The sequence below is a fragment of the [Enterobacter] lignolyticus SCF1 genome (assembly GCF_000164865.1).
Taxonomy (GTDB): Bacteria; Pseudomonadota; Gammaproteobacteria; order Enterobacterales; family Enterobacteriaceae; genus Enterobacter_B; species Enterobacter_B lignolyticus.
Window position 1 is genome coordinate 441228 of sequence record NC_014618.1, and the last position, 23388, is coordinate 464615.

At 55.1% G+C, this 23388-nt stretch carries 18 protein-coding genes, 2 tRNA genes and 4 rRNA genes; 13 read left to right on the forward strand and 11 right to left on the reverse strand.

Features of this window, described 5'->3' with window-relative positions:
• Positions 1–7 precede the first annotated feature (7 nt).
• The 3 genes from rsmB to def are packed head-to-tail and all read right to left on the reverse strand — an operon-like array spanning position 8 to position 2821.
• Positions 8–1297 (reverse strand): 16S rRNA (cytosine(967)-C(5))-methyltransferase RsmB, encoded by a 1290-nt coding sequence (gene rsmB / locus ENTCL_RS02125; RefSeq protein ID WP_013364461.1) that lies wholly within the window; start codon positions 1295–1297, stop codon positions 8–10.
• Between the two features lie 52 nt (positions 1298–1349).
• Entirely contained in the window at positions 1350–2297 is a 948-nt protein-coding gene (fmt, locus tag ENTCL_RS02130) for a methionyl-tRNA formyltransferase (RefSeq protein ID WP_013364462.1), read from the reverse strand.
• Between the two features lie 14 nt (positions 2298–2311).
• A complete protein-coding gene (gene def / locus ENTCL_RS02135; protein ID WP_013364463.1) occupies positions 2312–2821 on the reverse strand; it encodes a peptide deformylase in 510 nt (169 codons plus the stop codon).
• 131 nt (positions 2822–2952) lie between these two features.
• Here def and dprA point away from each other — a divergent pair, with 131 nt between their 5' ends.
• The 6 genes from dprA to ENTCL_RS02165 are packed head-to-tail and all read left to right on the forward strand — an operon-like array spanning position 2953 to position 6741.
• Positions 2953–4077 carry a DNA-protecting protein DprA gene (gene dprA / locus ENTCL_RS02140; RefSeq protein ID WP_013364464.1) on the forward strand — a complete coding sequence of 375 codons (1125 nt, stop codon included), beginning with the start codon at positions 2953–2955 and terminating at the stop codon, positions 4075–4077.
• A complete protein-coding gene (gene smg, locus ENTCL_RS02145; protein ID WP_013364465.1) occupies positions 4049–4522 on the forward strand; it encodes a DUF494 family protein Smg in 474 nt (157 codons plus the stop codon). Before dprA ends, smg begins: the two co-directional genes overlap by 29 nt.
• A gap of 22 nt (positions 4523–4544) precedes the next feature.
• Complete coding sequence (locus tag ENTCL_RS22550) at positions 4545–5102, forward strand: DNA topoisomerase family protein (protein WP_013364466.1); 558 nt, start codon at positions 4545–4547, stop codon at positions 5100–5102.
• Positions 5092–5664, forward strand: a complete 573-nt coding sequence (tsaC, locus tag ENTCL_RS02155; protein WP_013364467.1) for an L-threonylcarbamoyladenylate synthase type 1 TsaC — start codon at positions 5092–5094, stop codon at positions 5662–5664. Before ENTCL_RS22550 ends, tsaC begins: the two co-directional genes overlap by 11 nt.
• 4 nt (positions 5665–5668) lie before the next feature.
• Positions 5669–6487 (forward strand): shikimate dehydrogenase, encoded by an 819-nt coding sequence (gene aroE / locus ENTCL_RS02160; protein WP_013364468.1) that lies wholly within the window; start codon positions 5669–5671, stop codon positions 6485–6487.
• Positions 6484–6741 carry a DUF1488 family protein gene (locus tag ENTCL_RS02165; protein WP_013364469.1) on the forward strand — a complete coding sequence of 86 codons (258 nt, stop codon included), beginning with the start codon at positions 6484–6486 and terminating at the stop codon, positions 6739–6741. The genes aroE and ENTCL_RS02165 overlap by 4 nt, the downstream gene beginning before the upstream one ends.
• Here the strand turns inward: ENTCL_RS02165 and ENTCL_RS02170 are convergent.
• On the reverse strand, positions 6717–7271 hold the full coding sequence (locus tag ENTCL_RS02170) for a gamma carbonic anhydrase family protein (protein ID WP_013364470.1): 555 nt from the start codon (positions 7269–7271) through the stop codon (positions 6717–6719). The two genes, ENTCL_RS02165 and ENTCL_RS02170, sit on opposite strands and share 25 nt — an antisense overlap.
• 460 nt (positions 7272–7731) lie before the next feature.
• On the opposite strand from ENTCL_RS02170, the gene ENTCL_RS02175 reads away from it, so the two are divergent.
• The 6 genes from ENTCL_RS02175 (at position 7732) to rrf (ENTCL_RS02200) (ending at position 12960) form a co-directional block, all read left to right on the forward strand.
• Positions 7732–9272, forward strand: a 16S ribosomal RNA gene (locus tag ENTCL_RS02175).
• 86 nt (positions 9273–9358) lie between these two features.
• Positions 9359–9434: transfer RNA gene (locus ENTCL_RS02180), tRNA-Glu, on the forward strand.
• A gap of 194 nt (positions 9435–9628) precedes the next feature.
• Positions 9629–12534 (forward strand): 23S ribosomal RNA (locus tag ENTCL_RS02185).
• A gap of 65 nt (positions 12535–12599) precedes the next feature.
• Positions 12600–12715 (forward strand): 5S ribosomal RNA (rrf, locus tag ENTCL_RS02190).
• A 14-nt stretch (positions 12716–12729) separates the two neighbouring features.
• Positions 12730–12805, forward strand: a tRNA-Thr gene (locus tag ENTCL_RS02195).
• Positions 12806–12844: 39 nt separating this feature from the next.
• Positions 12845–12960: ribosomal RNA gene (rrf, locus tag ENTCL_RS02200) — 5S ribosomal RNA — on the forward strand.
• The 16S, 23S and 5S rRNA genes sit together here with 2 tRNA genes alongside, the layout of an rRNA operon.
• 49 nt (positions 12961–13009) lie before the next feature.
• Here the strand turns inward: rrf (ENTCL_RS02200) and ENTCL_RS02205 are convergent.
• From ENTCL_RS02205 to ENTCL_RS02235, 7 genes are all read right to left on the reverse strand, one after another.
• Positions 13010–13768 carry an amino acid ABC transporter ATP-binding protein gene (locus ENTCL_RS02205; protein ID WP_013364471.1) on the reverse strand — a complete coding sequence of 253 codons (759 nt, stop codon included), beginning with the start codon at positions 13766–13768 and terminating at the stop codon, positions 13010–13012.
• A 7-nt stretch (positions 13769–13775) separates the two neighbouring features.
• Positions 13776–14879: an amino acid ABC transporter permease gene (locus ENTCL_RS02210; RefSeq protein ID WP_013364472.1), complete on the reverse strand. Its 1104-nt coding sequence runs from the start codon at positions 14877–14879 to the stop codon at positions 13776–13778.
• Positions 14880–14888: 9 nt separating this feature from the next.
• Positions 14889–16070 carry an amino acid ABC transporter permease gene (locus tag ENTCL_RS02215; protein ID WP_013364473.1) on the reverse strand — a complete coding sequence of 394 codons (1182 nt, stop codon included), beginning with the start codon at positions 16068–16070 and terminating at the stop codon, positions 14889–14891.
• 68 nt (positions 16071–16138) lie between these two features.
• A complete protein-coding gene (locus tag ENTCL_RS02220; RefSeq protein WP_013364474.1) occupies positions 16139–17164 on the reverse strand; it encodes an amino acid ABC transporter substrate-binding protein in 1026 nt (341 codons plus the stop codon).
• A gap of 476 nt (positions 17165–17640) precedes the next feature.
• Positions 17641–17862 carry a lipoprotein gene (locus tag ENTCL_RS02225; RefSeq protein WP_013364475.1) on the reverse strand — a complete coding sequence of 74 codons (222 nt, stop codon included), beginning with the start codon at positions 17860–17862 and terminating at the stop codon, positions 17641–17643.
• Between the two features lie 221 nt (positions 17863–18083).
• Complete coding sequence (locus tag ENTCL_RS02230) at positions 18084–21194, reverse strand: efflux RND transporter permease subunit (protein WP_013364476.1); 3111 nt, start codon at positions 21192–21194, stop codon at positions 18084–18086.
• 15 nt (positions 21195–21209) lie between these two features.
• Entirely contained in the window at positions 21210–22349 is a 1140-nt protein-coding gene (locus ENTCL_RS02235) for an efflux RND transporter periplasmic adaptor subunit (RefSeq protein ID WP_013364477.1), read from the reverse strand.
• Between the two features lie 351 nt (positions 22350–22700).
• Between ENTCL_RS02235 and envR the strand changes: the two genes are divergently transcribed.
• Entirely contained in the window at positions 22701–23381 is a 681-nt protein-coding gene (gene envR / locus ENTCL_RS02240) for an acrEF/envCD operon transcriptional regulator (RefSeq protein ID WP_013364478.1), read from the forward strand.
• Positions 23382–23388: the final 7 nt, after the last annotated feature.

The window sequence follows — 23388 nt, forward strand, 5'->3', positions numbered from 1 at the left end:
TATCCTGTTACCGTTTGATGAGCTTAGCGTAAAAGAAGCCGTCACCTTCATCTGCCGCCGGGAGATTTTGCAGCCCGGGTTGCTCCGGCGTTCCTGTTTCGCTGAGTACCGCGTCGCCGGTACGCTTCAGGAAGGCCGCGATCTGCTCCGCGTTCTCCTCCGGTAAAATGGAGCATGTCGCATAAACCAGCGTACCGCCAGGCTTCAGGTGTGGCCAGACGGCATCCAGAATTTGCGCCTGCAGCAGCGCAAGCTCGGCGATATCGCGGTCGCGGCGCAGCCATTTTATGTCGGAGTGACGGCGGATAACGCCCGTCGCGGAGCAGGGTGCATCCAGCAGAATACGATCGAACTGTCGCCCATCGCACCACTGCGACGGATAGCGGCCGTCACCCTGCTTAACCTCGGCCTTCATGCCCAGACGCTTGAGGTTGTCATACACGCGGGAAAGCCTTTGCTCATCAATATCGACGGCCAGAACGTTCGCCTCAGGAGCCACTTCCAGAATATGGGTGGTCTTACCGCCGGGCGCCGCGCAGAGATCGAGGATTGTCTCCCCGTTTTCCGGCATCAGAAAACGCATACAGCCCTGGGCTGAGGCGTCCTGCACGGTGACCCATCCGGCATCAAACCCGGGCAACGCCTGAACGGACGTCGGTGTTTCGAGCCTTACCGCGTCTGGGTAGCGTGGATGGGTATACCCTTTAAGCCCGGACGTTTCCAGCAGAGTCAGCCAGGCATCACGGGTATGATGCGTGCGGTTGACGCGCAGCCACATTGGCGGGCGCTGGTTATTGGCCTCCAGAACGGCCTGCCACTGCTGCGGGTAGGCTTTTCTGATGCGTTTAACCAGCCAGTCCGGATGCAGGAAGCGGCTGTCGCTGGTCGCGAACTCGGCCAGCAGCGCCTCCTGCTGACGCTGGAACTGGCGCAGTACGCCGTTTATCAGCCCTTTTAGCTGAGGACGTTTGATAGCGACGGCGCCCTCAACCGTTTCGGCGAGCGCGGCATGCGCAGGGATACGGGTATGCAGCAGCTGGTACAGACCCACCATAATCAGATAGTGGACGGTGCGCTGTTTTCCGGTCATCGGGCGGGACATCAGTTGAGTAATCAACCAGTCCAGCTGTGGGAGCGTGCGTAGCACGCCAAAGCTCAGCTCCTGCAGCAGCGCCCGGTCTTTGTCGGCGACTTTCTGCTGTAAAGGCGGCAGAACGTTGCTTAACGACTGGCCCTGCTCTACGACTTGTTCAACGGCCTGGGCGGCCAGGCTGCGTAAGTTTTGATGTTTTTTCATAAGCGCAAAAATGAAAAGGCCCGGCAGTACCGGGCTTTAGAGATAATTAATATCAGGCGAGACGGTTACCGGGAATAAACCACTCCCGGCGTGAATTCAACAGATCCTGGGCGCTCATCGCTTTTTTGCCCGCAGGCTGGAGCGATTGCAGACTCAGAATACCGTCGCCTGTTGCGACCTGAATACCCTGCTTGCTGGCGTCGAGGATTGTGCCCGGCTCGGCGTTGACAGGGCCCGGGAGCGCCGCCGCTTGCCATACTTTTACCGGTTGACCGTCGATTTCCAGCCAGCTCATCGGCCACGGATTAAATGCCCGGATGCAGCGTTCAATTTGAGCCGCGGAAAGCGTCCAGTCGACGCGGGCTTCCTCTTTGCTCAGCTTCTCCGCATAGGTAACCTGTGATTCATCCTGAACTTCGGGTCGCGTTGCGCCCTCCGCCAGCTGTTTTAGCGTGGCGATAAGCCCCTGCGGCCCCAGTTCGGCCAGTTTGTCATACAGCGTCGCGCTGGTGTCCTGGGCGGTAATCGGGCAGGACAGCTTGTAGAGCATATCGCCGGTGTCCAGACCAACATCCATCTGCATGATGGTCACGCCGGTTTCGGCGTCGCCAGCCCACAGCGAACGCTGAATTGGCGCCGCGCCGCGCCAGCGCGGCAGCAGCGAACCATGAACGTTGATGCAGCCCAGGCGCGGCATATCCAGCACGGCTTTAGGCAGAATCAGGCCATAGGCCACCACAACCATAACGTCGGCATTGAGCGCGGCAACGAGCTGCTGGTTTTCCTGCGCACGCAGCGAGACGGGTTGGAAAACCGGCAGACCTTTTTCTTCCGCCAGCACTTTGACCGGGCTTGGCATGAGTTTTTTACCGCGGCCCGCGGGCCTGTCGGGCTGAGTGAACACGCCGACGACCTGGTGGCCGGACGACAACAGCGCGTCAAGATGACGCGCTGCAAAGTCAGGGGTACCAGCGAAAATGATGCGAAGTGATTCTGACACGTTAGTTCTTGTCCTTAAGCACGGGCTTTCATGCGATCCAGTTTTTCGACCTTCTGGCGAATACGCTGCTGTTTCAGCGGGGACAGATAATCGATAAACAGCTTACCTACCAGATGATCCATTTCGTGCTGGATACAGATAGCCAGAAGGCCATCGGCGTTTAATTCAAACGGCTTGCCGTCACGATCGAGCGCGCGGACTTTTACCGTTTCGGCGCGAGGCACCAGCGCGCGCTGTTCAGGGACGGACAGACAGCCTTCTTCGATGCCCGTTTCGCCGTCTTTCTCAATCAGCTCAGGGTTAATCAGGACCAGCTGCTGTTCGCGATCCTCAGAAACATCGATAACGATGATACGCTGATGGATATCCACCTGGGTAGCAGCCAGACCAATGCCTTCTTCGGCGTACATCGTTTCGAACATATCATCAACGATACGCTGAATCTCTGCATTTACTTCTTGTACCGGCTCGGCGACTTTGCGAAGGCGCTCGTCCGGAATGTGTAACACTTGCAAAACTGCCATAGTTATCCAGAGTTGAGTTCAGGAGTTGGAAAGATTATTACCTCTATTCTAGACAAATCCCCCTCTGATTGACAGCATCACTGACCAATCGCAAGGATTGCCGGAGCCGCTTATGGCAAGGAGAGAGGGAGATGGCGCCCACTGAAATTTGGATTCGTCTAATGTCGGTCAATGGGTTATACGGCGAGCGGATGCGTGAGGCTGCCGAAAAACTCATTTCCTTAGCCGCAGCCGGGAAGCTGGTGCCTGAAAACGCCCCTCTGACGGCAAAACAGTTTGCCCAGTTTATGGCGTTTCCTGAATCGTCAGTGGAAAAAACGCTGCGCTGGCTTGATGCGCACGATCGCCATCTGCTGCTGGCGACGGACCCTTTATACCCCGAGTCGCTTCGCGCTATCGTCGATTACCCCGCCGCGCTTTTTGTCGCCGGGCCGCCGGAGCTGCTGTCATCCCAGCAGCTGGCCGTCGTCGGCAGCCGCAATCACAGCTGGTATGGCGAACGCTGGGGATGCGTGTTTTGTGAAACGCTGGCGAGGCATCAGCTGACGATAACCAGCGGGCTGGCGCGGGGTATCGACAGCGTCGCGCACCGTGCCGCGCTGGCCGTCGGCGGTAAAACCGTTGCGGTTCTCGGCAATGGCCTGTTTCATCACTATCCTCGCTGTCACGCATCGCTTGCCCAACACATCCTCGACAGCGGCGGTGCGCTGGTGTCGGAGTTTCCTCTCGATCAACCGCCACGGGCGCCGCATTTCCCCCGACGCAACCGGATCATCAGCGGGCTCAGCCGGGGCGTGCTGGTGGTTGAAGCGGCGATAAAAAGCGGCTCTTTAGTGACGGCGCGCATCGCCGCCGAACAGGGAAGGGAGGTGTATGCGATCCCCGGGCCGCTGGGCAATCCAGGCTGTGAAGGACCGCACTGGCTGATCAAGCAGGGCGCCACGCCGGTGACGTCGGCGGAGGAGATTCTTGAAAGCTTGCAGTATGGTTTACGCTGGTTGCCAGACAGGACTGAATTCTCAAATTATTCCATAGATACGGAAGAGGTAGCATTGCCATTTCCGGCACTCCTGGCTAACGTAGGAGATGAGGTAACACCTGTTGACGTTGTCGCTGAACGTGCCGGCCAACCTGTGCCAGAAACGGTAGCCCAGCTGCTTGAACTGGAGTTAGCAGGATGGATCGCAGCTGTACCCGGCGGCTATGTCCGATTAAGGAGGGCATGCCATGTTCGACGTACTCATGTATTTGTTTGAGACTTATATCCACAATGAAGCAGAAATGCGGGTGGATCAGGACAAACTGACACGGGATCTTACCGATGCGGGGTTTGATCGGGAAGACATTTATAACGCTTTGTTATGGCTTGAGAAGTTAGCTGATTATCAGGAAGGCCTTGCCGAACCGATGCAGCTCGCTTCGGATCCGCTCTCCGTACGTATTTATACGGCTGAAGAGTGTGAAAGGTTAGATGCCAGTTGCCGGGGATTTTTGTTATTCCTGGAACAGATTCAGGTGCTGAACCTCGAAACGCGTGAAATGGTGATTGAGCGAGTCATGGCGCTGGATACCGCAGAATTTGAGCTGGAAGATCTGAAATGGGTCATTCTGATGGTTCTGTTTAATATCCCGGGCTGTGAAAATGCGTATCAACAAATGGAAGAGTTACTCTTCGAAGTGAATGAAGGTATGCTGCACTAATTTTGCAGCTACAAGAGTTGTTATGGCCAAATCAGCACTGTTTTCGGTGCGTAAACATGAGCCCTGCCCGCAGTGCGGGGCCGAACTGGTTATTCGGTCCGGTAAGCACGGACCGTTTCTCGGTTGTTCCCATTATCCAGAATGTGATTATGTCCGTCCCCTGAAGAGCCAGGCGGACGGACATATCGTTAAGGTTCTGGAGGGGCAGCTATGTCCTGCCTGCGGCGCTGAATTGGTGCTTAGGCAGGGGCGCTTCGGGATGTTCATCGGCTGCAGCCGCTACCCGGAGTGTGAGCATACGGAACTTATCGATAAGCCTGACGACACCTCCATCGCGTGTCCGCAGTGCCATGAGGGCCATCTGGTTCAGCGCCGTTCGCGCTTCGGTAAAACCTTCCATTCCTGCGATCGCTACCCGGATTGCCAGTTTGTTATTAACGCTAAGCCTGTAGCCGGGGAGTGCCCCGAGTGCCATTACCCGCTGCTTATTGAAAAGAAAACGGCACAGGGCGTGAAGCGCTTTTGTGCCAGTAAACAATGTGGAAAGCCGATACCGGCGGAACAAATCAGTGAACAGTAACCTGCAAACAGAGTCCATCGCGCGTGCCGTTGCGGCGCTGAACAATAAAAATGTTATCGCCTATCCCACCGAAGCCGTATTTGGCGTCGGATGTGATCCGGACAGTGAAACTGCGGTCATGCGCCTGCTTGAGCTTAAGCAACGTCCCGTCGAGAAAGGGTTGATTCTGATCGCGGCGAGCTTTGAGCAACTGAAGCCCTATATTGATGACTCAGTGCTGACGCCGGCGCAGCGCGAGGCGGTATTCGCCCGCTGGCCGGGTCCGGTCACCTTTGTCTTTCCTGCCCGTGAGCAAACGCCGCGCTGGCTTACCGGCAAGTTTGATTCTCTTGCCGTACGGGTTACCGACCATCCGCTGGTGGTGGCGCTATGCGAGGCCTATGGCAAACCGCTGGTTTCCACCAGCGCGAACCTTACCGGGCTCCCGCCGTGCCGGACAACGGCAGAGGTGCTTGCGCAGTTCGGTGAGCATTTTCCGGTCGTTGTCGGTGAAACCGGAGGGCGCCTGAACCCTTCTGAAATTCGCGATGCCCTGACGGGCGAACTCTTCCGCCAGGGGTAATACGATGGAAACTTACGCGGTATTTGGTAACCCGATTGCTCACAGCAAGTCGCCCTTTATTCATCAGTGTTTTGCGCAGCAGCTGAAGATTGAACATCCTTATGGTCGCGTACTGGCGCCGCTGGATGATTTCCTGAATACCCTTGATGCGTTCTTTCGCCAGGGCGGCAAGGGCGCCAACGTGACGGTGCCGTTTAAAGAAGAGGCCTTCGCCAGAGCCGATGAGCTGACCGAGCGCGCGGCGCTCGCCGGAGCGGTGAATACGCTCAAGCGTCTGGAGGATGGCCGCCTGCTGGGGGACAACACCGACGGTATCGGCCTGCTAAGCGACCTGGAACGGCTCTCCTTTATCAGGCCGGGCTGCCGTATTTTGCTGATTGGCGCTGGCGGCGCGGCGCGCGGCGTCATTTTGCCGCTTTTATCGCTGAACTGCGCGGTAACGATCGCCAACCGTACCTTTTCCCGGGCGCGCGAGCTGGCGAACCTCTTTGCCCACACGGGGAGCGTCGGGGCGATAGCGATGGAGGCGCTGGCGGAGTGTGAATTCGACCTCATCATTAATGCGACCTCCAGCGGAATAAGCGGGGATGTCCCGGCCATTCCAGCATCGCTGATCCACCCGACCGTCTACTGTTATGACATGTTCTATCAGAAAGGAACCACGCCGTTCCTTGCATGGTGTGAGCAGCACGGGGCAAAACATTGTGCTGACGGGCTCGGTATGCTGGTGGCCCAGGCGGCGCATGCGGTTTTACTGTGGCATGGCGTCTTGCCGCAGACGGAGCCGGTGATCGCTGCGCTTGGGCAGGAGCTTGCCCGATGAATCAGGCGATCCAGTTTCCCGATCGAGAAATGTGGGATGCGCAAAAGCATTGCATCTGCTTCCCGGCGTTGGTCAACGGGATGCAGATGACCTGCGCCGTCGGCGCTGTGACGCTGGCGCATCGCTTCGGTGGGGATACGCCAGCACAGTGGTTAGAGGCTTTCAGGCTTCATCGCTGGGATCTTGAGGATGAAGCGGAAGCGGCGATTCGTGATAATTGCGAAGACGATCAGGGCTGGATCTGGTTGTCCTGATCCAGATACTCGTCTTTCCATTTCACATAGTTGTTCGCCGAGTATTTCAACCCCTCCCGTTCGTCGTCTCTTAACGGCCTGATCTGTTTTACTGGGCTGCCGAGGTAAAGGTAGCCGCTTTCCAGGCGCTTGTTTTGCGGCACCAGGCTACCTGCCCCAATCATGACATCATCTTCAATCACCGCGCCGTCGAGTACGATAGACCCCATCCCGACAAGCACCCGATTTCCTATGGTGCAGCCGTGCAGCATGACCTTGTGTCCAACGGTGACGTCGGCGCCGATAACCAGCGGGTTACCTTCAGGGTTATAAGAGGATTTGTGGGTCACGTGCAGAACGCTGCCATCCTGAATATTGGTGCGAGGACCGATCCCGACATAGTTAACGTCGCCGCGAATCGCGACCAACGGCCAGATACTGACATCGTCGGCAAGACGGACGTCGCCAATGACGACGCTGGTGGCGTCGATCATTATGCGCTGGCCCAGAGTGGGGCATATGGTTTTATAGGGACGGATATTTGCAGACATGATTACCTCAATTACGATCGCTCAGAAGGGTATTATCGCCTTATAAGGGCGGGATTCGCCTCAAAAAATAAGCAGATCGTACGGGATCGCAGCAAAAAGAGTGAAAAAACAGCAGTTGGAAAAAAAGATCTAAAAAACACTTGTGCTAAAAACTGGGATCCCTATAATGCGCCTCCGTTGAGACGACAACGTGAAACACTTCACCAGATGGTCGTAGCAACGAAGAGAAAAAATCCTGAAAATCAGGGTTGACTCTGAAAGAGGAAAGCGTAATATACGCCACCTCGCGACAGAGCGCTGAAGCGCGTCGCAACTGCTCTTTAACAATTTATCAGACAATCTGTGTGGGCACTCAAAGTGACATGGATTCTTAATGTCCTCGGACACTAAATGAATACCAAGTCTCTGGAGTGAACACGTAATTCATTACGAAGTTTAATTCTAAGAGCATCAAACTTTTAAATTGAAGAGTTTGATCATGGCTCAGATTGAACGCTGGCGGCAGGCCTAACACATGCAAGTCGAACGGTAGCACAGAGAGCTTGCTCTCGGGTGACGAGTGGCGGACGGGTGAGTAATGTCTGGGAAACTGCCTGATGGAGGGGGATAACTACTGGAAACGGTAGCTAATACCGCATAACGTCGCAAGACCAAAGTGGGGGACCTTCGGGCCTCATGCCATCAGATGTGCCCAGATGGGATTAGCTAGTAGGTGGGGTAACGGCTCACCTAGGCGACGATCCCTAGCTGGTCTGAGAGGATGACCAGCCACACTGGAACTGAGACACGGTCCAGACTCCTACGGGAGGCAGCAGTGGGGAATATTGCACAATGGGGCGCAAGCCTGATGCAGCCATGCCGCGTGTATGAAGAAGGCCTTCGGGTTGTAAAGTACTTTCAGCGAGGAGGAAGGCATTGTGGTTAATAACCGCAGTGATTGACGTTACTCGCAGAAGAAGCACCGGCTAACTCCGTGCCAGCAGCCGCGGTAATACGGAGGGTGCAAGCGTTAATCGGAATTACTGGGCGTAAAGCGCACGCAGGCGGTCTGTCAAGTCGGATGTGAAATCCCCGGGCTCAACCTGGGAACTGCATTCGAAACTGGCAGGCTTGAGTCTCGTAGAGGGGGGTAGAATTCCAGGTGTAGCGGTGAAATGCGTAGAGATCTGGAGGAATACCGGTGGCGAAGGCGGCCCCCTGGACGAAGACTGACGCTCAGGTGCGAAAGCGTGGGGAGCAAACAGGATTAGATACCCTGGTAGTCCACGCCGTAAACGATGTCTATTTGGAGGTTGTTCCCTTGAGGAGTGGCTTCCGGAGCTAACGCGTTAAATAGACCGCCTGGGGAGTACGGCCGCAAGGTTAAAACTCAAATGAATTGACGGGGGCCCGCACAAGCGGTGGAGCATGTGGTTTAATTCGATGCAACGCGAAGAACCTTACCTGGTCTTGACATCCACGGAATTCGGCAGAGATGCCTTAGTGCCTTCGGGAACCGTGAGACAGGTGCTGCATGGCTGTCGTCAGCTCGTGTTGTGAAATGTTGGGTTAAGTCCCGCAACGAGCGCAACCCTTATCCTTTGTTGCCAGCGGTTAGGCCGGGAACTCAAAGGAGACTGCCAGTGATAAACTGGAGGAAGGTGGGGATGACGTCAAGTCATCATGGCCCTTACGACCAGGGCTACACACGTGCTACAATGGCATATACAAAGAGAAGCGACCTCGCGAGAGCAAGCGGACCTCATAAAGTATGTCGTAGTCCGGATTGGAGTCTGCAACTCGACTCCATGAAGTCGGAATCGCTAGTAATCGTGAATCAGAATGTCACGGTGAATACGTTCCCGGGCCTTGTACACACCGCCCGTCACACCATGGGAGTGGGTTGCAAAAGAAGTAGGTAGCTTAACCTTCGGGAGGGCGCTTACCACTTTGTGATTCATGACTGGGGTGAAGTCGTAACAAGGTAACCGTAGGGGAACCTGCGGTTGGATCACCTCCTTACCTTAAAGAACCTGCCTTTGTAGTGCTCACACAGATTGTCTGATGAAAAGTAAAAAGCAAGGCGTCTTGCCGAAGCAGACTTCAGTGTCCCCTTCGTCTAGAGGCCCAGGACACCGCCCTTTCACGGCGGTAACAGGGGTTCGAATCCCCTAGGGGACGCCACTTGCTGGTTGTGTGAGTGAAAGTCGCCTGCCTCAGTATCTCAAAACTGACTTCCGAGTCACGTTTGAGATATTTGCTCTTTAAAAATCTGGATCAAGCTGAAAATTGAAACGACACATCTTTAATGGTGTGTTCGAGTCTCTCAAATTATCGCAAGCCGGTGATGAATCGAAAGAAACATCTTCGGGTTGTGAGGTTAAGCGACTAAGCGTACACGGTGGATGCCCTGGCAGTCAGAGGCGATGAAGGACGTGCTAATCTGCGAAAAGCGCCGGCGAGGTGATATGAACCTTTGACCCGGCGATGTCCGAATGGGGAAACCCAGTGTGATCCGTCACACTATCATTAACTGAATCCATAGGTTAATGAGGCGAACCGGGGGAACTGAAACATCTAAGTACCCCGAGGAAAAGAAATCAACCGAGATTCCCCCAGTAGCGGCGAGCGAACGGGGAGGAGCCCAGAGTCTGAATCAGCGCGTGTGTTAGTGGAACGGTCTGGAAAGTCCGGCGATACAGGGTGACAGCCCCGTACACGAAAATGCACACGCTGTGAACTCGAAGAGTAGGGCGGGACACGTGGTATCCTGTCTGAAGTATGGGGGGACCATCCTCCAAGGCTAAATACTCCTGACTGACCGATAGTGAACCAGTACCGTGAGGGAAAGGCGAAAAGAACCCCGGCGAGGGGAGTGAAAAAGAACCTGAAACCGTGTACGTACAAGCAGTGGGAGCCTCTTAATGGGGTGACTGCGTACCTTTTGTACAATGGGTCAGCGACTTATATTCTGTAGCAAGGTTAACCGAATAGGGGAGCCGAAGGGAAACCGAGTCTTAACTGGGCGTTAAGTTGCAGGGTATAGACCCGAAACCCGGTGATCTAGCCATGGGCAGGTTGAAGGTTGGGTAACACTAACTGGAGGACCGAACCGACTAATGTTGAAAAATTAGCGGATGACTTGTGGCTGGGGGTGAAAGGCCAATCAAACCGGGAGATAGCTGGTTCTCCCCGAAAGCTATTTAGGTAGCGCCTCGTGAATTCATCTTCGGGGGTAGAGCACTGTTTCGGCTAGGGGGTCATCCCGACTTACCAACCCGATGCAAACTGCGAATACCGAAGAATGTTATCACGGGAGACACACGGCGGGTGCTAACGTCCGTCGTGAAGAGGGAAACAACCCAGACCGCCAGCTAAGGTCCCAAAGTCATGGTTAAGTGGGAAACGATGTGGGAAGGCACAGACAGCCAGGATGTTGGCTTAGAAGCAGCCATCATTTAAAGAAAGCGTAATAGCTCACTGGTCGAGTCGGCCTGCGCGGAAGATGTAACGGGGCTAAACCATGCACCGAAGCTGCGGCAGCGACACTATGTGTTGTTGGGTAGGGGAGCGTTCTGTAAGCCGTTGAAGGTGGCCTGTGAGGGTTGCTGGAGGTATCAGAAGTGCGAATGCTGACATAAGTAACGATAAAGCGGGTGAAAAGCCCGCTCGCCGGAAGACCAAGGGTTCCTGTCCAACGTTAATCGGGGCAGGGTGAGTCGACCCCTAAGGCGAGGCCGAAAGGCGTAGTCGATGGGAAACAGGTTAATATTCCTGTACTTGGTGTTACTGCGAAGGGGGGACGGAGAAGGCTATGTCATCCGGGCGACGGTCGTCCCGGTTTAAGCGTGTAGGTGTGTGTTCCAGGCAAATCCGGAGCACTTCAACACTGAGGCGTGATGACGAGGCACTACGGTGCTGAAGTGACAGATGCCCTGCTTCCAGGAAAAGCCTCTAAGCATCAGGTAACACGAAATCGTACCCCAAACCGACACAGGTGGTCAGGTAGAGAATACCAAGGCGCTTGAGAGAACTCGGGTGAAGGAACTAGGCAAAATGGTGCCGTAACTTCGGGAGAAGGCACGCTGATATGTAGGTGAAGCCCCTGCGGGTGGAGCTGAAATCAGTCGAAGATACCAGCTGGCTGCAACTGTTTATTAAAAACACAGCACTGTGCAAACACGAAAGTGGACGTATACGGTGTGACGCCTGCCCGGTGCCGGAAGGTTAATTGATGGGGTTATCCTTAGGGAGAAGCTCTTGATCGAAGCCCCGGTAAACGGCGGCCGTAACTATAACGGTCCTAAGGTAGCGAAATTCCTTGTCGGGTAAGTTCCGACCTGCACGAATGGCGTAATGATGGCCAGGCTGTCTCCACCCGAGACTCAGTGAAATTGAACTCGCTGTGAAGATGCAGTGTACCCGCGGCAAGACGGAAAGACCCCGTGAACCTTTACTATAGCTTGACACTGAACATTGAGCCTTGATGTGTAGGATAGGTGGGAGGCTTTGAAGTGTGGACGCCAGTCTGCATGGAGCCAACCTTGAAATACCACCCTTTAATGTTTGATGTTCTAACGTGGACCCGTGATCCGGGTTGCGGACAGTGTCTGGTGGGTAGTTTGACTGGGGCGGTCTCCTCCCAAAGAGTAACGGAGGAGCACGAAGGTTGGCTAATCCTGGTCGGACATCAGGAGGTTAGTGCAATGGCATAAGCCAGCTTGACTGCGAGCGTGACGGCGCGAGCAGGTGCGAAAGCAGGTCATAGTGATCCGGTGGTTCTGAATGGAAGGGCCATCGCTCAACGGATAAAAGGTACTCCGGGGATAACAGGCTGATACCGCCCAAGAGTTCATATCGACGGCGGTGTTTGGCACCTCGATGTCGGCTCATCACATCCTGGGGCTGAAGTAGGTCCCAAGGGTATGGCTGTTCGCCATTTAAAGTGGTACGCGAGCTGGGTTTAGAACGTCGTGAGACAGTTCGGTCCCTATCTGCCGTGGGCGCTGGAGAATTGAGGGGGGCTGGCTCCTAGTACGAGAGGACCGGAGTGGACGCATCACTGGTGTTCGGGTTGTCATGCCAATGGCATTGCCCGGTAGCTAAATGCGGAAGAGATAAGTGCTGAAAGCATCTAAGCACGAAACTTGCCCCGAGATGAGTTCTCCCTGACTCCTTGAGAGTCCTGAAGGAACGTTGAAGACGACGACGTTGATAGGCCGGGTGTGTAAGCGCAGCGATGCGTTGAGCTAACCGGTACTAATGAACCGTGAGGCTTAACCTTACAACGCCGAAGATGTTTTGGCGGATTTGAGACGATTTTCAGCCTGATACAGATAACAGAATTTGCCTGGCGGCAAAAGCGCGGTGGTCCCACCTGACCCCATGCCGAACTCAGAAGTGAAACGCCGTAGCGCCGATGGTAGTGTGGGGTCTCCCCATGTGAGAGTAGGGAACTGCCAGGCATCAAATTTAGTGTGCTGATATGGCTCAGTTGGTAGAGCGCACCCTTGGTAAGGGTGAGGTCCCCAGTTCGACTCTGGGTATCAGCACCAGTTTTTAAGGTTAAAGTTCGGCAAGTTAAAAAGAATTTGTCTGGCGGCAAAAGCGCGGTGGTCCCACCTGACCCCATGCCGAACTCAGAAGTGAAACGCCGTAGCGCCGATGGTAGTGTGGGGTCTCCCCATGTGAGAGTAGGGAACTGCCAGACATCAAACAAGCAAAAAGGCCATCCGAAAGGATGGCCTTTTTGCTTTCTGCTAATGCAAAACCTGCGACAGAAATGCCCGCGTACGTTCTGATTTCGGGTGGGCAAAGAATTCGTCTGGCGGCGCCTGTTCCACAATTTCACCGCGATCCATAAAGATAACCCGGTCAGCAACGGTTCTGGCAAAACCCATCTCATGCGTGACGCAGAGCATCGTCATCCCCGACTGCGCAAGACCAATCATCGTATCAAGTACCTCTTTTACCATCTCCGGGTCCAGCGCGGAGGTAGGTTCATCGAACAGCATAATTTTCGGCTTCATGCACAGCGAACGCGCAATGGCGACACGCTGCTGCTGGCCGCCGGAGATCTGGCCAGGAAACTTGTTGGCGTGCTCAGTAATACGTACCCGCTCCAGGTAGTGCATCGCCAGGGCTTCCGCTTCCTTTTTCGGCATTTTTCGCACCCAAATAGGGGCCAACGTGCAGTTTTGCAGCACGGTCAGGTGGGGAAATAAATTGAAGTGCTGAAACACCATCCCGACTTCCTGACGGACGCGCTCGATATTGCGGATATCCTCGTTGAGCTCGATGCCATCGACAACAATCCGCCCCTGCTGATGCTCTTCAAGATGGTTAATACAGCGGATAGTCGTCGATTTTCCCGATCCTGAGGGACCGCACAGCACAATACGCTCACCGTGCTTAACGTTCAGGTTAATGTCTTTTAATACATGGAACTGGCCGTACCATTTATTCACGTTTTCCAGCGTAATCATCGCGTCGGCCGGTTGTAAGATCGTTTGACTCATAGTGTCCTCAGTGCGGTGTACGCCCGGTGTTAAAGCGCTTTTCCAGGTGCTGGCTGTAGCGCGACATGCTAAAGCAGAAGATCCAGTAGATCAGTGCGGCAAACACATATCCCTCGGTGGACATCCCAAGCCATACCGGATCAACGGTAGCCTGCTGCACGCTGCTGAACAGATCGAAAAGCCCGATGATGATCACCAGGCTTGTGTCTTTAAACAGGGCGATGATGGTATTCACCAGCCCTGGGATAACCAGCTTCAGCGCCTGAGGTAAAATCACCAGCCCCTGCGTTTTCCAGTATCCCAGCGCCAGCGATTCCGCAGCTTCATATTGCCCTTTTGGTAAGGCCTGCAGGCCGCCGCGCACGACTTCCGCCACATAGGCTGACTGGAACAGAATCACGCCGACCAGCGCGCGGATAAGCTTGTCGATGCTGGTGCCTTCCGACATAAACAGGGGGAGCATCACCGAGGACATAAACAGTACGGTGATGAGCGGCACGCCGCGCCAGAATTCAATAAAAATAACTGACAGAATGCGGACCACGGGCATGGTCGAGCGACGCCCCAGCGCCAGCAGAATGCCCCAGGGAAGCGCGCCGGCGATGCCCACCGAGGCAATAATCAGCGTCAGGGTCAGTCCGCCCCACTGCCGGGTCTCAACGCGATCGAGGCCGAAAAAGCCGCCATACAGCAGCCACCAGACGATCAGCGGATACAGCACGGCCCAGCAGGCAATATAACGTCCGCGCTGCGGGAGCCTTTTCAGGAACATCGGGATAATCGTCAGCACGCCGATAACCAGCGCCAGGTGGATTCGCCAGCGCTGATCGTGCGGATAGAGCCCATACATGAACTGTCCGAAGCGCTCACGGATAAAGACCCAACAGGCGCCGGATTTCGTACAATCCGCTCTGGTGCTGCCGACCCAGTTCGCCTGCAAAAATACCCAGTCGATCAGCGGCGGCAGAAGCTTCCACAGCAGCCACAGGCAGAATAGCGTCAGCAGAGTGTTGGACCAGCTGGAGAACAGGTTTTTACGCGCCCAGACAACCGCCGGGTTTTTCCCTGCGCCGACGGGGCGGGAAGACGGTGACAGAAGTGCTTTTGTCATCATGGCTCCTTAACGCTCAATCAGCGCCATACGGCGGTTATAGATATTCATCAGCAGCGAAATGCTCAGGCTGATAATCAGGTATACCGACATAGTAATGGCAATCGTCTCAATAGCTTGTCCGGTCTGATTAAGCACGGTTCCGGCGAACAGGGACACCATATCGGGATAGCCGATGGCCGCCGCCAGCGAGGAGTTTTTGACGATATTCAGGTACTGACTGGTGAGCGGCGGGATAATCACGCGCAGCGCCTGCGGGATAATCACCTGGCGCAACGTCACCGGGTTCGGCAGGCCCAGCGAACGCGCCGCCTCATGCTGCCCGTACGGAACGGCCTGAATACCGGCGCGAATTATCTCGGCAATAAACGCTGAGGTATAGACCGACAGCGCCAGCGTCAGCGCCGCCAGCTCCGGGATCAGGGCCATACCGCCGAGGAAGTTAAAACCGCGAAGCTGCGGGATATCCCAGTGTATCGCTGCGCCAAACGTCCAGTGCGCCAGCAGCGGCAGGAAAATGAGCAGGCCGAGCGCCGTCGGCCAGGTGCGGCGTAGCTGCCCCGTTTTGATCTGGTGCGTTTGGTTATAGCGGTACAGTCCGATGGAAATCACGATGGCGAGAAGCACAGCGCCGGTAAATGCCAGCAGGCCTTCGCCGAGCTGCGGCGCGGGGATATATAGCCCGCGGTTGCTCAGATACACAAGGTCGAAGGCGTCAACCGCCTGCCGCGGCCCGGGGAGGTTGCGCAGTACGGCGAAGTACCAGAAGAAAATCTGCAGCAGGGGCGGAATGTTGCGAAAAACCTCAATGTACAGCGTGGAGAGTTTGCGCAGCAGCCAGTTTTCCGACAGGCGGGCCAGCCCCAGAAAAAAACCGATGATTGAGGCAAAAACAATGCACAACGCGGAGACCAGCAGGGTATTCAGTAATCCGACGACGAACACGCGGCCATAGGTATCGCCTTCCTGATAGTCAATCAGATGTTGCACGATACCGAACCCGGCGCTGCGATCGAGAAAAGCAAATCCCGAGGTGATACCGCGGTTGTTCAGATTCGTAATGGTGTTATGTATCAGATAAATAACGATGCTGGCGATCGCCACGACGGCGACAATCTGAAACAACCAGGCGCGAACCGTAGGGTTTGAAAGGGAGAGCGATCCTTTCACGGTCAGGCGGCGATGGGACATAAGAAAACCTCAGCAACCAGGACTTCAGAGTGGGCACCGCTGACGCGATGCCCGTTACCGCAACTGCATTAACGTACCGGCGGAGCGTACTGAATACCGCCGTTATTCCAGAGGTTGTTCTGTCCGCGCTTAATCTTCAGCGGACTGTCGGCACCTACGTTACGATCGAAAATCTCGGCGTAGTTGCCCACCTGCTTGATGATGTTATAGGCCCACTTGTTATCCAGCTTCAGGTCTTTGCCGAAATCCCCTTCTTTACCCAGCAGGTGCGACATATCCGGGTTTGACGGATTTGCCGCTTTTTCGTCGACGTTCTTCGAGTTGATGCCCATCTCTTCGGCGTTCAGCATGGCGAACAGCGTCCAGCGAACGATGGCAAACCACTCGTCATCACCACGGCGAACGACCGGCCCCAGCGGCTCTTTAGAGATAACTTCTGGCAAAACCACCCATTCGGTCGGCTTACTCAGCTTGATGCGCAGCGCATACAGCTGAGACTGATCCGAGGCCAGCGTATCGCAGCGCCCGGACTCCAGCGCTTTCGCCGATTCATCAGAACGGTCAAACGTCACCGGGGTGTATTTCATGTTGTTGGCTTTAAAATAATCCGCCACGTTCAGCTCGGTATCGGTACCGGCCTGAATACAGACGGTCGCGCCATCCAGCTCTTTCGCGCTTTTAAGCCCGGCCTTGTCGTGCGTCAGGAAGCCAATGCCGTCGTAATAGGTTACGCCGGTAAAAGACAGGCCCATTCCGGCATCACGCGATGACGTCCAGGTGGTATTGCGCGACAGCAGATCCACTTCGCCGGACTGCAGCGCCGTGAAGCGCTCTTTCGCCGTCAGCGGGGTATATTTCACCTTGCTGGCATCGCCAAATACGGCAGCGGCAACGCCGCGGCACACGTCAACATCAATACCGGTAAATTTGCCGTCAGCGTCGGCATAGGAGAAGCCAGGTAAACCATCGCTAATACCGCACTGCACAAAACCTTTTTTCTTTATTGCGTCAAAGGTGGCACCGGCATGCGCCTGGGAGGCAATGGCGAACAGCACCCCCGCCGCGACAAAACTGGCGATTGTCGTCTTTTTCATAAAGCATCCTGTGTGGCGAAATTTATCGTTATAAATGAGACGCTCAGAAGAACGTCAGACCTTGTCTTTGGCTGTGGCCATTCCTGTTCAAGCAAAGGGAATGCCAGAATTGCAATCGACCAAATGCTAAGTAGCCGAGAGGCAATAAAGTGAGTGTAGACAGGAAAGAAAAAAACAAGCGCCCCGCAGTGGTGCAAAATTACAACCTGCGCCACAAATTGGAGCGAAATAGTTTTGTGACGGGGGATAAATAAAAATTGATTTCTCAGGTGAATATTAATCTGAAAATGAATGGCTAATGTCGTATGAATTAGCGTGCGGAGAAATAAGAAAGCAATAAGAGAAAAGGACTATTTTACGAGAATTAACATGGGTTAATTGTCTGGAAAGGCAGATAGGGCGCTGGCTTTCTGAATTAATACAAAACGTTGTGCTCAGAGATGGCGCAAAGCGCGGGAGAACCCGCGCTTTACCGGTTATTTGGTTAACGCCACAATGCCTAACGTCAGGCCTGCCAGCGCGGCGGCGCCGCCGGCAATTGCCCCTGCGGTTTCCCAGTTATCCTGAGTGGTGCCTTTCATACAGGTATTGGTATGAACCAGTCGGCCCTGGTCGTCATAAACGGGGACACAGGGAGAGTCATGGGCGCAACCCGCCAGTAACGTCGTTAGCAGCGTCACTAAAATTAATTTTTTCATAATGTTACCTCTGAATAATCCGTCTCTTACACCAGCGTATGGCGCATTACGGAATAGCTTATTTTACCACTGCTGATAAGGGGGATGGGCAGAGGAAATAATCTCAATTTATGAGCTTCGTAAACATCGTGGAGAAACGGTCAGGCCGACGCGCTAATTATGTAGAAATGATGCAGGCGAAAAAAAAGGCGCCGGGAAGGCGCCTGTTGGTGATGGGGAATTTAGTCGGCGTGTTTGGTGAACCGCCGCCTGACGACGACGAAAAACACCGGAACAAAGAAGATGGCCAACAGCGTTGCGGTCAGCATCCCGCCCATCACGCCGGTGCCTACCGCATTCTGCGCGCCGCTTCCCGCACCGCGGCTGATCACCAGCGGCATTACGCCCAGAATAAACGCCAGTGAGGTCATCAGAATCGGGCGTAATCGCATACGCGATGCTTCAAGCGTGGCTTCGATGATGCCCTTACCCTCTTTTTCCATCAGGTCCTTGGCGAACTCGACGATCAGGATGGCGTTCTTCGCGGACAGGCCGATCGTCGTGAGCAGGCCAACCTGGAAATAAACGTCGTTATTCAGACCGCGCAGCGATGCGGCCAGCAGCGCGCCAATGACCCCCAGCGGCACGACCAGCATCACCGAGAAGGGAATCGACCAGCTTTCATACAGCGCGGCCAGGCACAGGAACACCACGATCAGCGAAATAGCGTACAGGGCAGGCGCCTGGTTGCCCGAGAGCCGCTCCTGATAAGACATTCCGGTCCAGTCATAGCCGATACCCGTTGGCAGCTGGCCCGCCAGCTGCTCCATCAGGAGCATCGCATCCCCGGTACTTTTACCCGGCGCCGCTTCACCGAGCAGCTCCATCGACGGCAGACCGTTGTAGCGCTCCAGGCGCGGCGAGCCGTACACCCAGTGCGAGGTGACGAACGAGGAGAACGGCACCATCTCGCCGTTGGCGCTGCGAACGTACATATTGTTGATATCGCCAGGCAGCATACGGAAGCGGGCGTCGGCCTGGACGTAGACCTTCTTCACTCGACCATGGTCAAGGAAGTCGTTGACGTAGTACCCGCCGAGCGCCGCCGAAATGGTCTCGTTGATATCGGAAAGCGAAATGCCCAGCGCCTGCGCTTTTTCCTGATCCACATCGAGCTTAAACTGCGGCGTATCTTCGAGGCCGTTCGGACGAACGCGGACCAGCTGGTCCGGATGTTGTTTCACCATACCAAGCAGCTGGTTACGCGCCTGGGTGAGCGCATCGTGGCCCAGGTTGCCCTGGTCGATAAGCTCGAAGTCAAAACCGGTGGCGGTGCCCAGCTCGATAATGGCCGGCAGGTTGAACGGGAACACCATTGCGTCTTTTATCTGGCTAAAGGCCATGGTGGCGCGCTTGATGATCGACTCTACGTTGTTGGCCGTACCGCTCCGCTCTTCCCAGGGCTTCAGGCTGACAAACGCCATCCCGGAGTTTTGTCCCTGACCGCTGAAGCTAAAGCCGTTAACCGTAAAGACGCTTTCAACGTTGGCTTTCTCATTATTCAGGTAGTAGTGAGAGACCTCATCCAGCACCTTTTGCGTACGCTCCTGCGTGGCGCCGGAAGGCAGCTGGATCATGGTCATGAATACCCCCTGGTCCTCTTCCGGCAGGAAGGAGGTGGGCAGGCGCATGAACAGTACCGCCATTCCGGCGACGATGAGTACATAGATGAGAAGATAGCGCCCGGTGCCGTGCAGAATGCGGCTTACGCTATTGGTGTAGTGGTTTACGCTGTTATCGAACTTCGCGTTAAACCAGCCGAAGAAACCCTTCTTCTCGTGGTGATCCGCCGCCGCGGGTTTCAGCAGGGTGGCGCACAGCGCCGGGGTCAGGATCAGCGCCACCAGTACCGACAGCGCCATCGCCGAGACGATGGTGATAGAAAATTGGCGGTAAATCGCGCCCGTGGAGCCGCCGAAGAAGGCCATTGGCACAAACACGGCCGACAGCACCATGGCGATGCCGACCAGCGCGCCCTGGATTTGCGACATCGATTTTTCGGTCGCTTCTTTTGGCGGCAGCTTGTCTTCGACCATTACGCGCTCGACGTTTTCTACCACCACGATGGCGTCATCGACGAGCAGGCCTATCGCGAGCACCATCCCGAACATCGTTAACGTATTGATGGAGTAGCCAAATGCCGATAATACTGCGAAGGTCCCTAGCAGCACGACGGGTACGGCGATGGTTGGGATAAGCGTGGCCCGCATGTTCTGCAAAAACAGATACATGACGAGGAAGACGAGGATTATCGCTTCAAACAGCGTCTTCACCACTTCGTGAATGGAAATCTTCACGAACGGCGTTGTGTCATACGGATAAACCACCTTCATTCCCTGGGGGAAGAAGGGCTGCAGTTCGGCGAGCTTCGCCTTAATCGCCGCCGCCGTGTCGAGGGCGTTGGCGCCGGTGGCGAGCTTGATACCCAGGCCAGAGGCTGGTTTATCGTTGATGCGGGCGACGACGTTATAGTTCTCGCCGCCAAGCTCAATGCGCGCCACGTCCTTCAGATGAACGACGGAGCCGTCGGCATTTACCCGCAGCGTGACGTTACCGAACTCTACCGGGTCCTTCAGGCGGGTCTGGGCGATTATCGAGGCGTTGAGCTGCTGCCCTTTGACCGCCGGCGTTCCGCCGAGCTGGCCTGCGGCAATCTGATCGTTCTGGATTTTCAACTGGTTGATAACGTCGACCGGCGTCAGGTTGTATTTGTTCAGCAAATTGCCGTCGAGCCAGATACGCATTGCATACTGCGCGCCAAACAGCTGAACGTCGCCCACGCCGTTGAGACGACTGATGGCGTCTTTGACGTTTGAGGCGACGTAGTCGGAGATATCATCCTGAGAGGTGGTCGGGTTATCGGAAATAAACCCGGCGACCAGCAGGAAACTGCTGCTCGACTTTTCAACGCTGATCCCCTGCTGCTGAACCTCCTGCGGCAGCAGCGGCGTCGCCAGCTGTAGCTTATTCTGCACCTGTACCTGGGCGATATCCGGGTCGGTCCCTGATTTAAAGGTCAGCGTGATGGTGACGCCGCCCGCGGAGTCGCTGGTGGAGGACATATACATCAGGTTATCGATACCGTTCATATTCTGTTCGATAACCTGGGTCACGGTATCCTGTACCGTCTGGGCGTCTGCGCCGGGGTAGGTGGCGGAAATAGCTACGGCAGGCGGCGCGATTGTCGGATATTGGGCGATAGGCAGCTGCAAAATCGCAAGGCCGCCCGCAATCATCATGATAATTGCCAGCACCCAGGCAAATACCGGTCGGTAGATAAAAAACTTAGACATAGCGTGATCCGTACCTTATTGCGCGACAGACGCCGCGGCGTCCTCTTCAGCCTTCACGGTTACGCCCGGGCGCACTTTTTGCAGGCCGCTGACGATTACTTTGTCGCCGGGCTTAAGGCCGCTGGCGATAAGCCACTTGTCGCCGATGGCCTGCGTGGCCACGACGGTACGCGCTTCGACCTGGTTTTTGTCATTGACCAGCATCACGGTCGCATCGCCGCGCGGCGTACGGGTTACGCCCTGCTGAGGGACCAGAATGGCCTGCGGGTCGACGCCCTCATCAATGCGCGCGCGGACAAACATGCCGGGCAGCAGCGTGTGCTGCGGGTTCGGGAAAATAGCGCGCAGGGTAATGGAGCCGGTGCTTTCATCCACCGTGACGTCGGAGAACTGCAGCGACCCTTTCAGCGCATAAGGCTGGCCGTTTTCCATCAGCAGCTGCACGCTTTTGGTATCGCTGCCCCGCTGCAGGCTTTCCTGCTTCAGACGCATGAAGTCGCTGCTGGACTGCGTGACGTCGACATAAATGGGATCCAGCTGCTGGACGGTCGCAAGGGCGGAAGACTGACCGTTGGTGACCAGCGCGCCTTCCGTTACGTTGGATTTACCGATACGGCCGCTGATGGGGGAAGAGACTTTGGTATACGCCAGATTGATGCGGGCGCTTTCAACGGCGGCTTTCGCTGCCAGCACGGCGGCATCCGCCTGACGCGCGTTGGCGACGGCCTGATCGTAATCCTGGTGGCTGACGTACTGGGTACCCAGCAGCGGAGCATAGCGCTTCACGGTCAGGTGAGCGATAGTCGCCGCCGCTTCGGCTTTGGCTTCGTCGCTTTTGGCGCTGTCCCAGGCCGCCTGATAGGTCGCCGGGTCGATTTGATAAAGCGACTCGCCCGCCTGGATATCGCTACCTTCGACAAAGTTGCGATGCAGAATGATGCCGTCTACCTGCGGACGAACTTCTGCAACGCGAAACGCGCTGGTTCTGCCCGGCAGCTCGGTGGTGACGGAAATGGGCGCCTGGCTTACCACATGAATGCTAACCTGCGGCGCCTGAGCGTGAACTTGTTGATTTCCCGAGCCATCGCACCCGGTAAGCAGTACAGCCGAAACTATCAGGCTGGTTAATAAAGTAATCCTGGCGTGAGTCGTCATTGCAAGTCCTTAATAACCGACGTAGCGAAAAACGACTGCGTCGGTGAAAGAGAAAATAAAAACAGCTTGCTATGCTACAAATAAAAAACACAGGATGTAAGTGATGATATTTTTAATATGGCGGCAAAAGCACGCATAAACAAAAAAACGACGGCGGTCTCTTTATAAATCGTTGAGCGCTAATATTTATTTGTTCCGTGAATATGTTTGCTTGTTTTATTTGTTGTCTTTATATATTGAGAGGATATCGACAATGTGTTTTTTCTGGTTAATAATCCGCTTCGGATAAATCAGCGATCGAAATATTATTGCTTTCCCTATCGTTCTGTTCTGCAACTCAGAGGTTATGCTATGGCCAGGAAAACAAAGGCCGATGCACTGCTAACGCGGCGACTGCTCATTGAGTCCGCTATCGAGCAATTTGCGCTGCGCGGCGTGTCCGACACGACGCTGACAGATATTGCCGATGCCGCTGGCGTCACGCGTGGCGCAGTGTACTGGCATTTCAATAATAAAAACGAGCTATTTAATGAAATATGGCGAGAACAAATTCCCTTTCGTGACATCATTGAACACAGCTTGATACAATGCGAAAAGGATAATCCTCTTGAATATATGCGTGAGCTATTTGTTGTTTCGCTGATATATATTGCGGTGACGCCGCGCATGCGGGCGTTGATGCAAATTTTGTATCATAAGTGTGAATTCAACAAAGATATGATGTCTGAAAGTGAAATACGGCAACGAATTGGCTTTCGCTATGACAACGTACGTCATTTACTGCAGGCCTGTATCCGTAACGGCAGTATATCTGCTGACACCAATGTCGAGTTAATGCTAATGATATTGCACAGCTTCTTCAGCGGTGTGGTAAAAAACTGGCTGATGGATCCGGAAAGATTCAACCTTCAGCAGCAGGCGCCTTTGCTGGTGGATAATATACTGGCGACCTTTGCGTCTTCCCATTTGCCGCTCTCCTCCGTCGGGAAAATCTCCTCTCCCGTCGTTATGCGGGCCGCCAGAGCGGGGTGAGCGCATC

What these genes read in the sequence shown, in the direction of transcription:
- rsmB (WP_013364461.1), bottom strand. Translation starts at nt 1,297, where the DNA reads ATGAAAAAACATCAAAACTTACGCAGCCTGGCCGCCCAGGCCGTTGAA.
- def (WP_013364463.1), bottom strand. Translation starts at nt 2,821, where the DNA reads ATGGCAGTTTTGCAAGTGTTACACATTCCGGACGAGCGCCTTCGCAAA.
- dprA (WP_013364464.1), top strand. Translation starts at nt 2,953, where the DNA reads ATGGCGCCCACTGAAATTTGGATTCGTCTAATGTCGGTCAATGGGTTA.
- smg (WP_013364465.1), top strand. Translation starts at nt 4,049, where the DNA reads ATGTTCGACGTACTCATGTATTTGTTTGAGACTTATATCCACAATGAA.
- ENTCL_RS22550 (WP_013364466.1), top strand. Translation starts at nt 4,545, where the DNA reads ATGGCCAAATCAGCACTGTTTTCGGTGCGTAAACATGAGCCCTGCCCG.
- aroE (WP_013364468.1), top strand. Translation starts at nt 5,669, where the DNA reads ATGGAAACTTACGCGGTATTTGGTAACCCGATTGCTCACAGCAAGTCG.
- ENTCL_RS02165 (WP_013364469.1), top strand. Translation starts at nt 6,484, where the DNA reads ATGAATCAGGCGATCCAGTTTCCCGATCGAGAAATGTGGGATGCGCAA.
- ENTCL_RS02170 (WP_013364470.1), bottom strand. Translation starts at nt 7,271, where the DNA reads ATGTCTGCAAATATCCGTCCCTATAAAACCATATGCCCCACTCTGGGC.
- ENTCL_RS02205 (WP_013364471.1), bottom strand. Translation starts at nt 13,768, where the DNA reads ATGAGTCAAACGATCTTACAACCGGCCGACGCGATGATTACGCTGGAA.
- ENTCL_RS02210 (WP_013364472.1), bottom strand. Translation starts at nt 14,879, where the DNA reads ATGACAAAAGCACTTCTGTCACCGTCTTCCCGCCCCGTCGGCGCAGGG.
- ENTCL_RS02215 (WP_013364473.1), bottom strand. Translation starts at nt 16,070, where the DNA reads ATGTCCCATCGCCGCCTGACCGTGAAAGGATCGCTCTCCCTTTCAAAC.
- ENTCL_RS02220 (WP_013364474.1), bottom strand. Translation starts at nt 17,164, where the DNA reads ATGAAAAAGACGACAATCGCCAGTTTTGTCGCGGCGGGGGTGCTGTTC.
- ENTCL_RS02225 (WP_013364475.1), bottom strand. Translation starts at nt 17,862, where the DNA reads ATGAAAAAATTAATTTTAGTGACGCTGCTAACGACGTTACTGGCGGGT.
- ENTCL_RS02230 (WP_013364476.1), bottom strand. Translation starts at nt 21,194, where the DNA reads ATGTCTAAGTTTTTTATCTACCGACCGGTATTTGCCTGGGTGCTGGCA.
- ENTCL_RS02235 (WP_013364477.1), bottom strand. Translation starts at nt 22,349, where the DNA reads ATGACGACTCACGCCAGGATTACTTTATTAACCAGCCTGATAGTTTCG.
- envR (WP_013364478.1), top strand. Translation starts at nt 22,701, where the DNA reads ATGGCCAGGAAAACAAAGGCCGATGCACTGCTAACGCGGCGACTGCTC.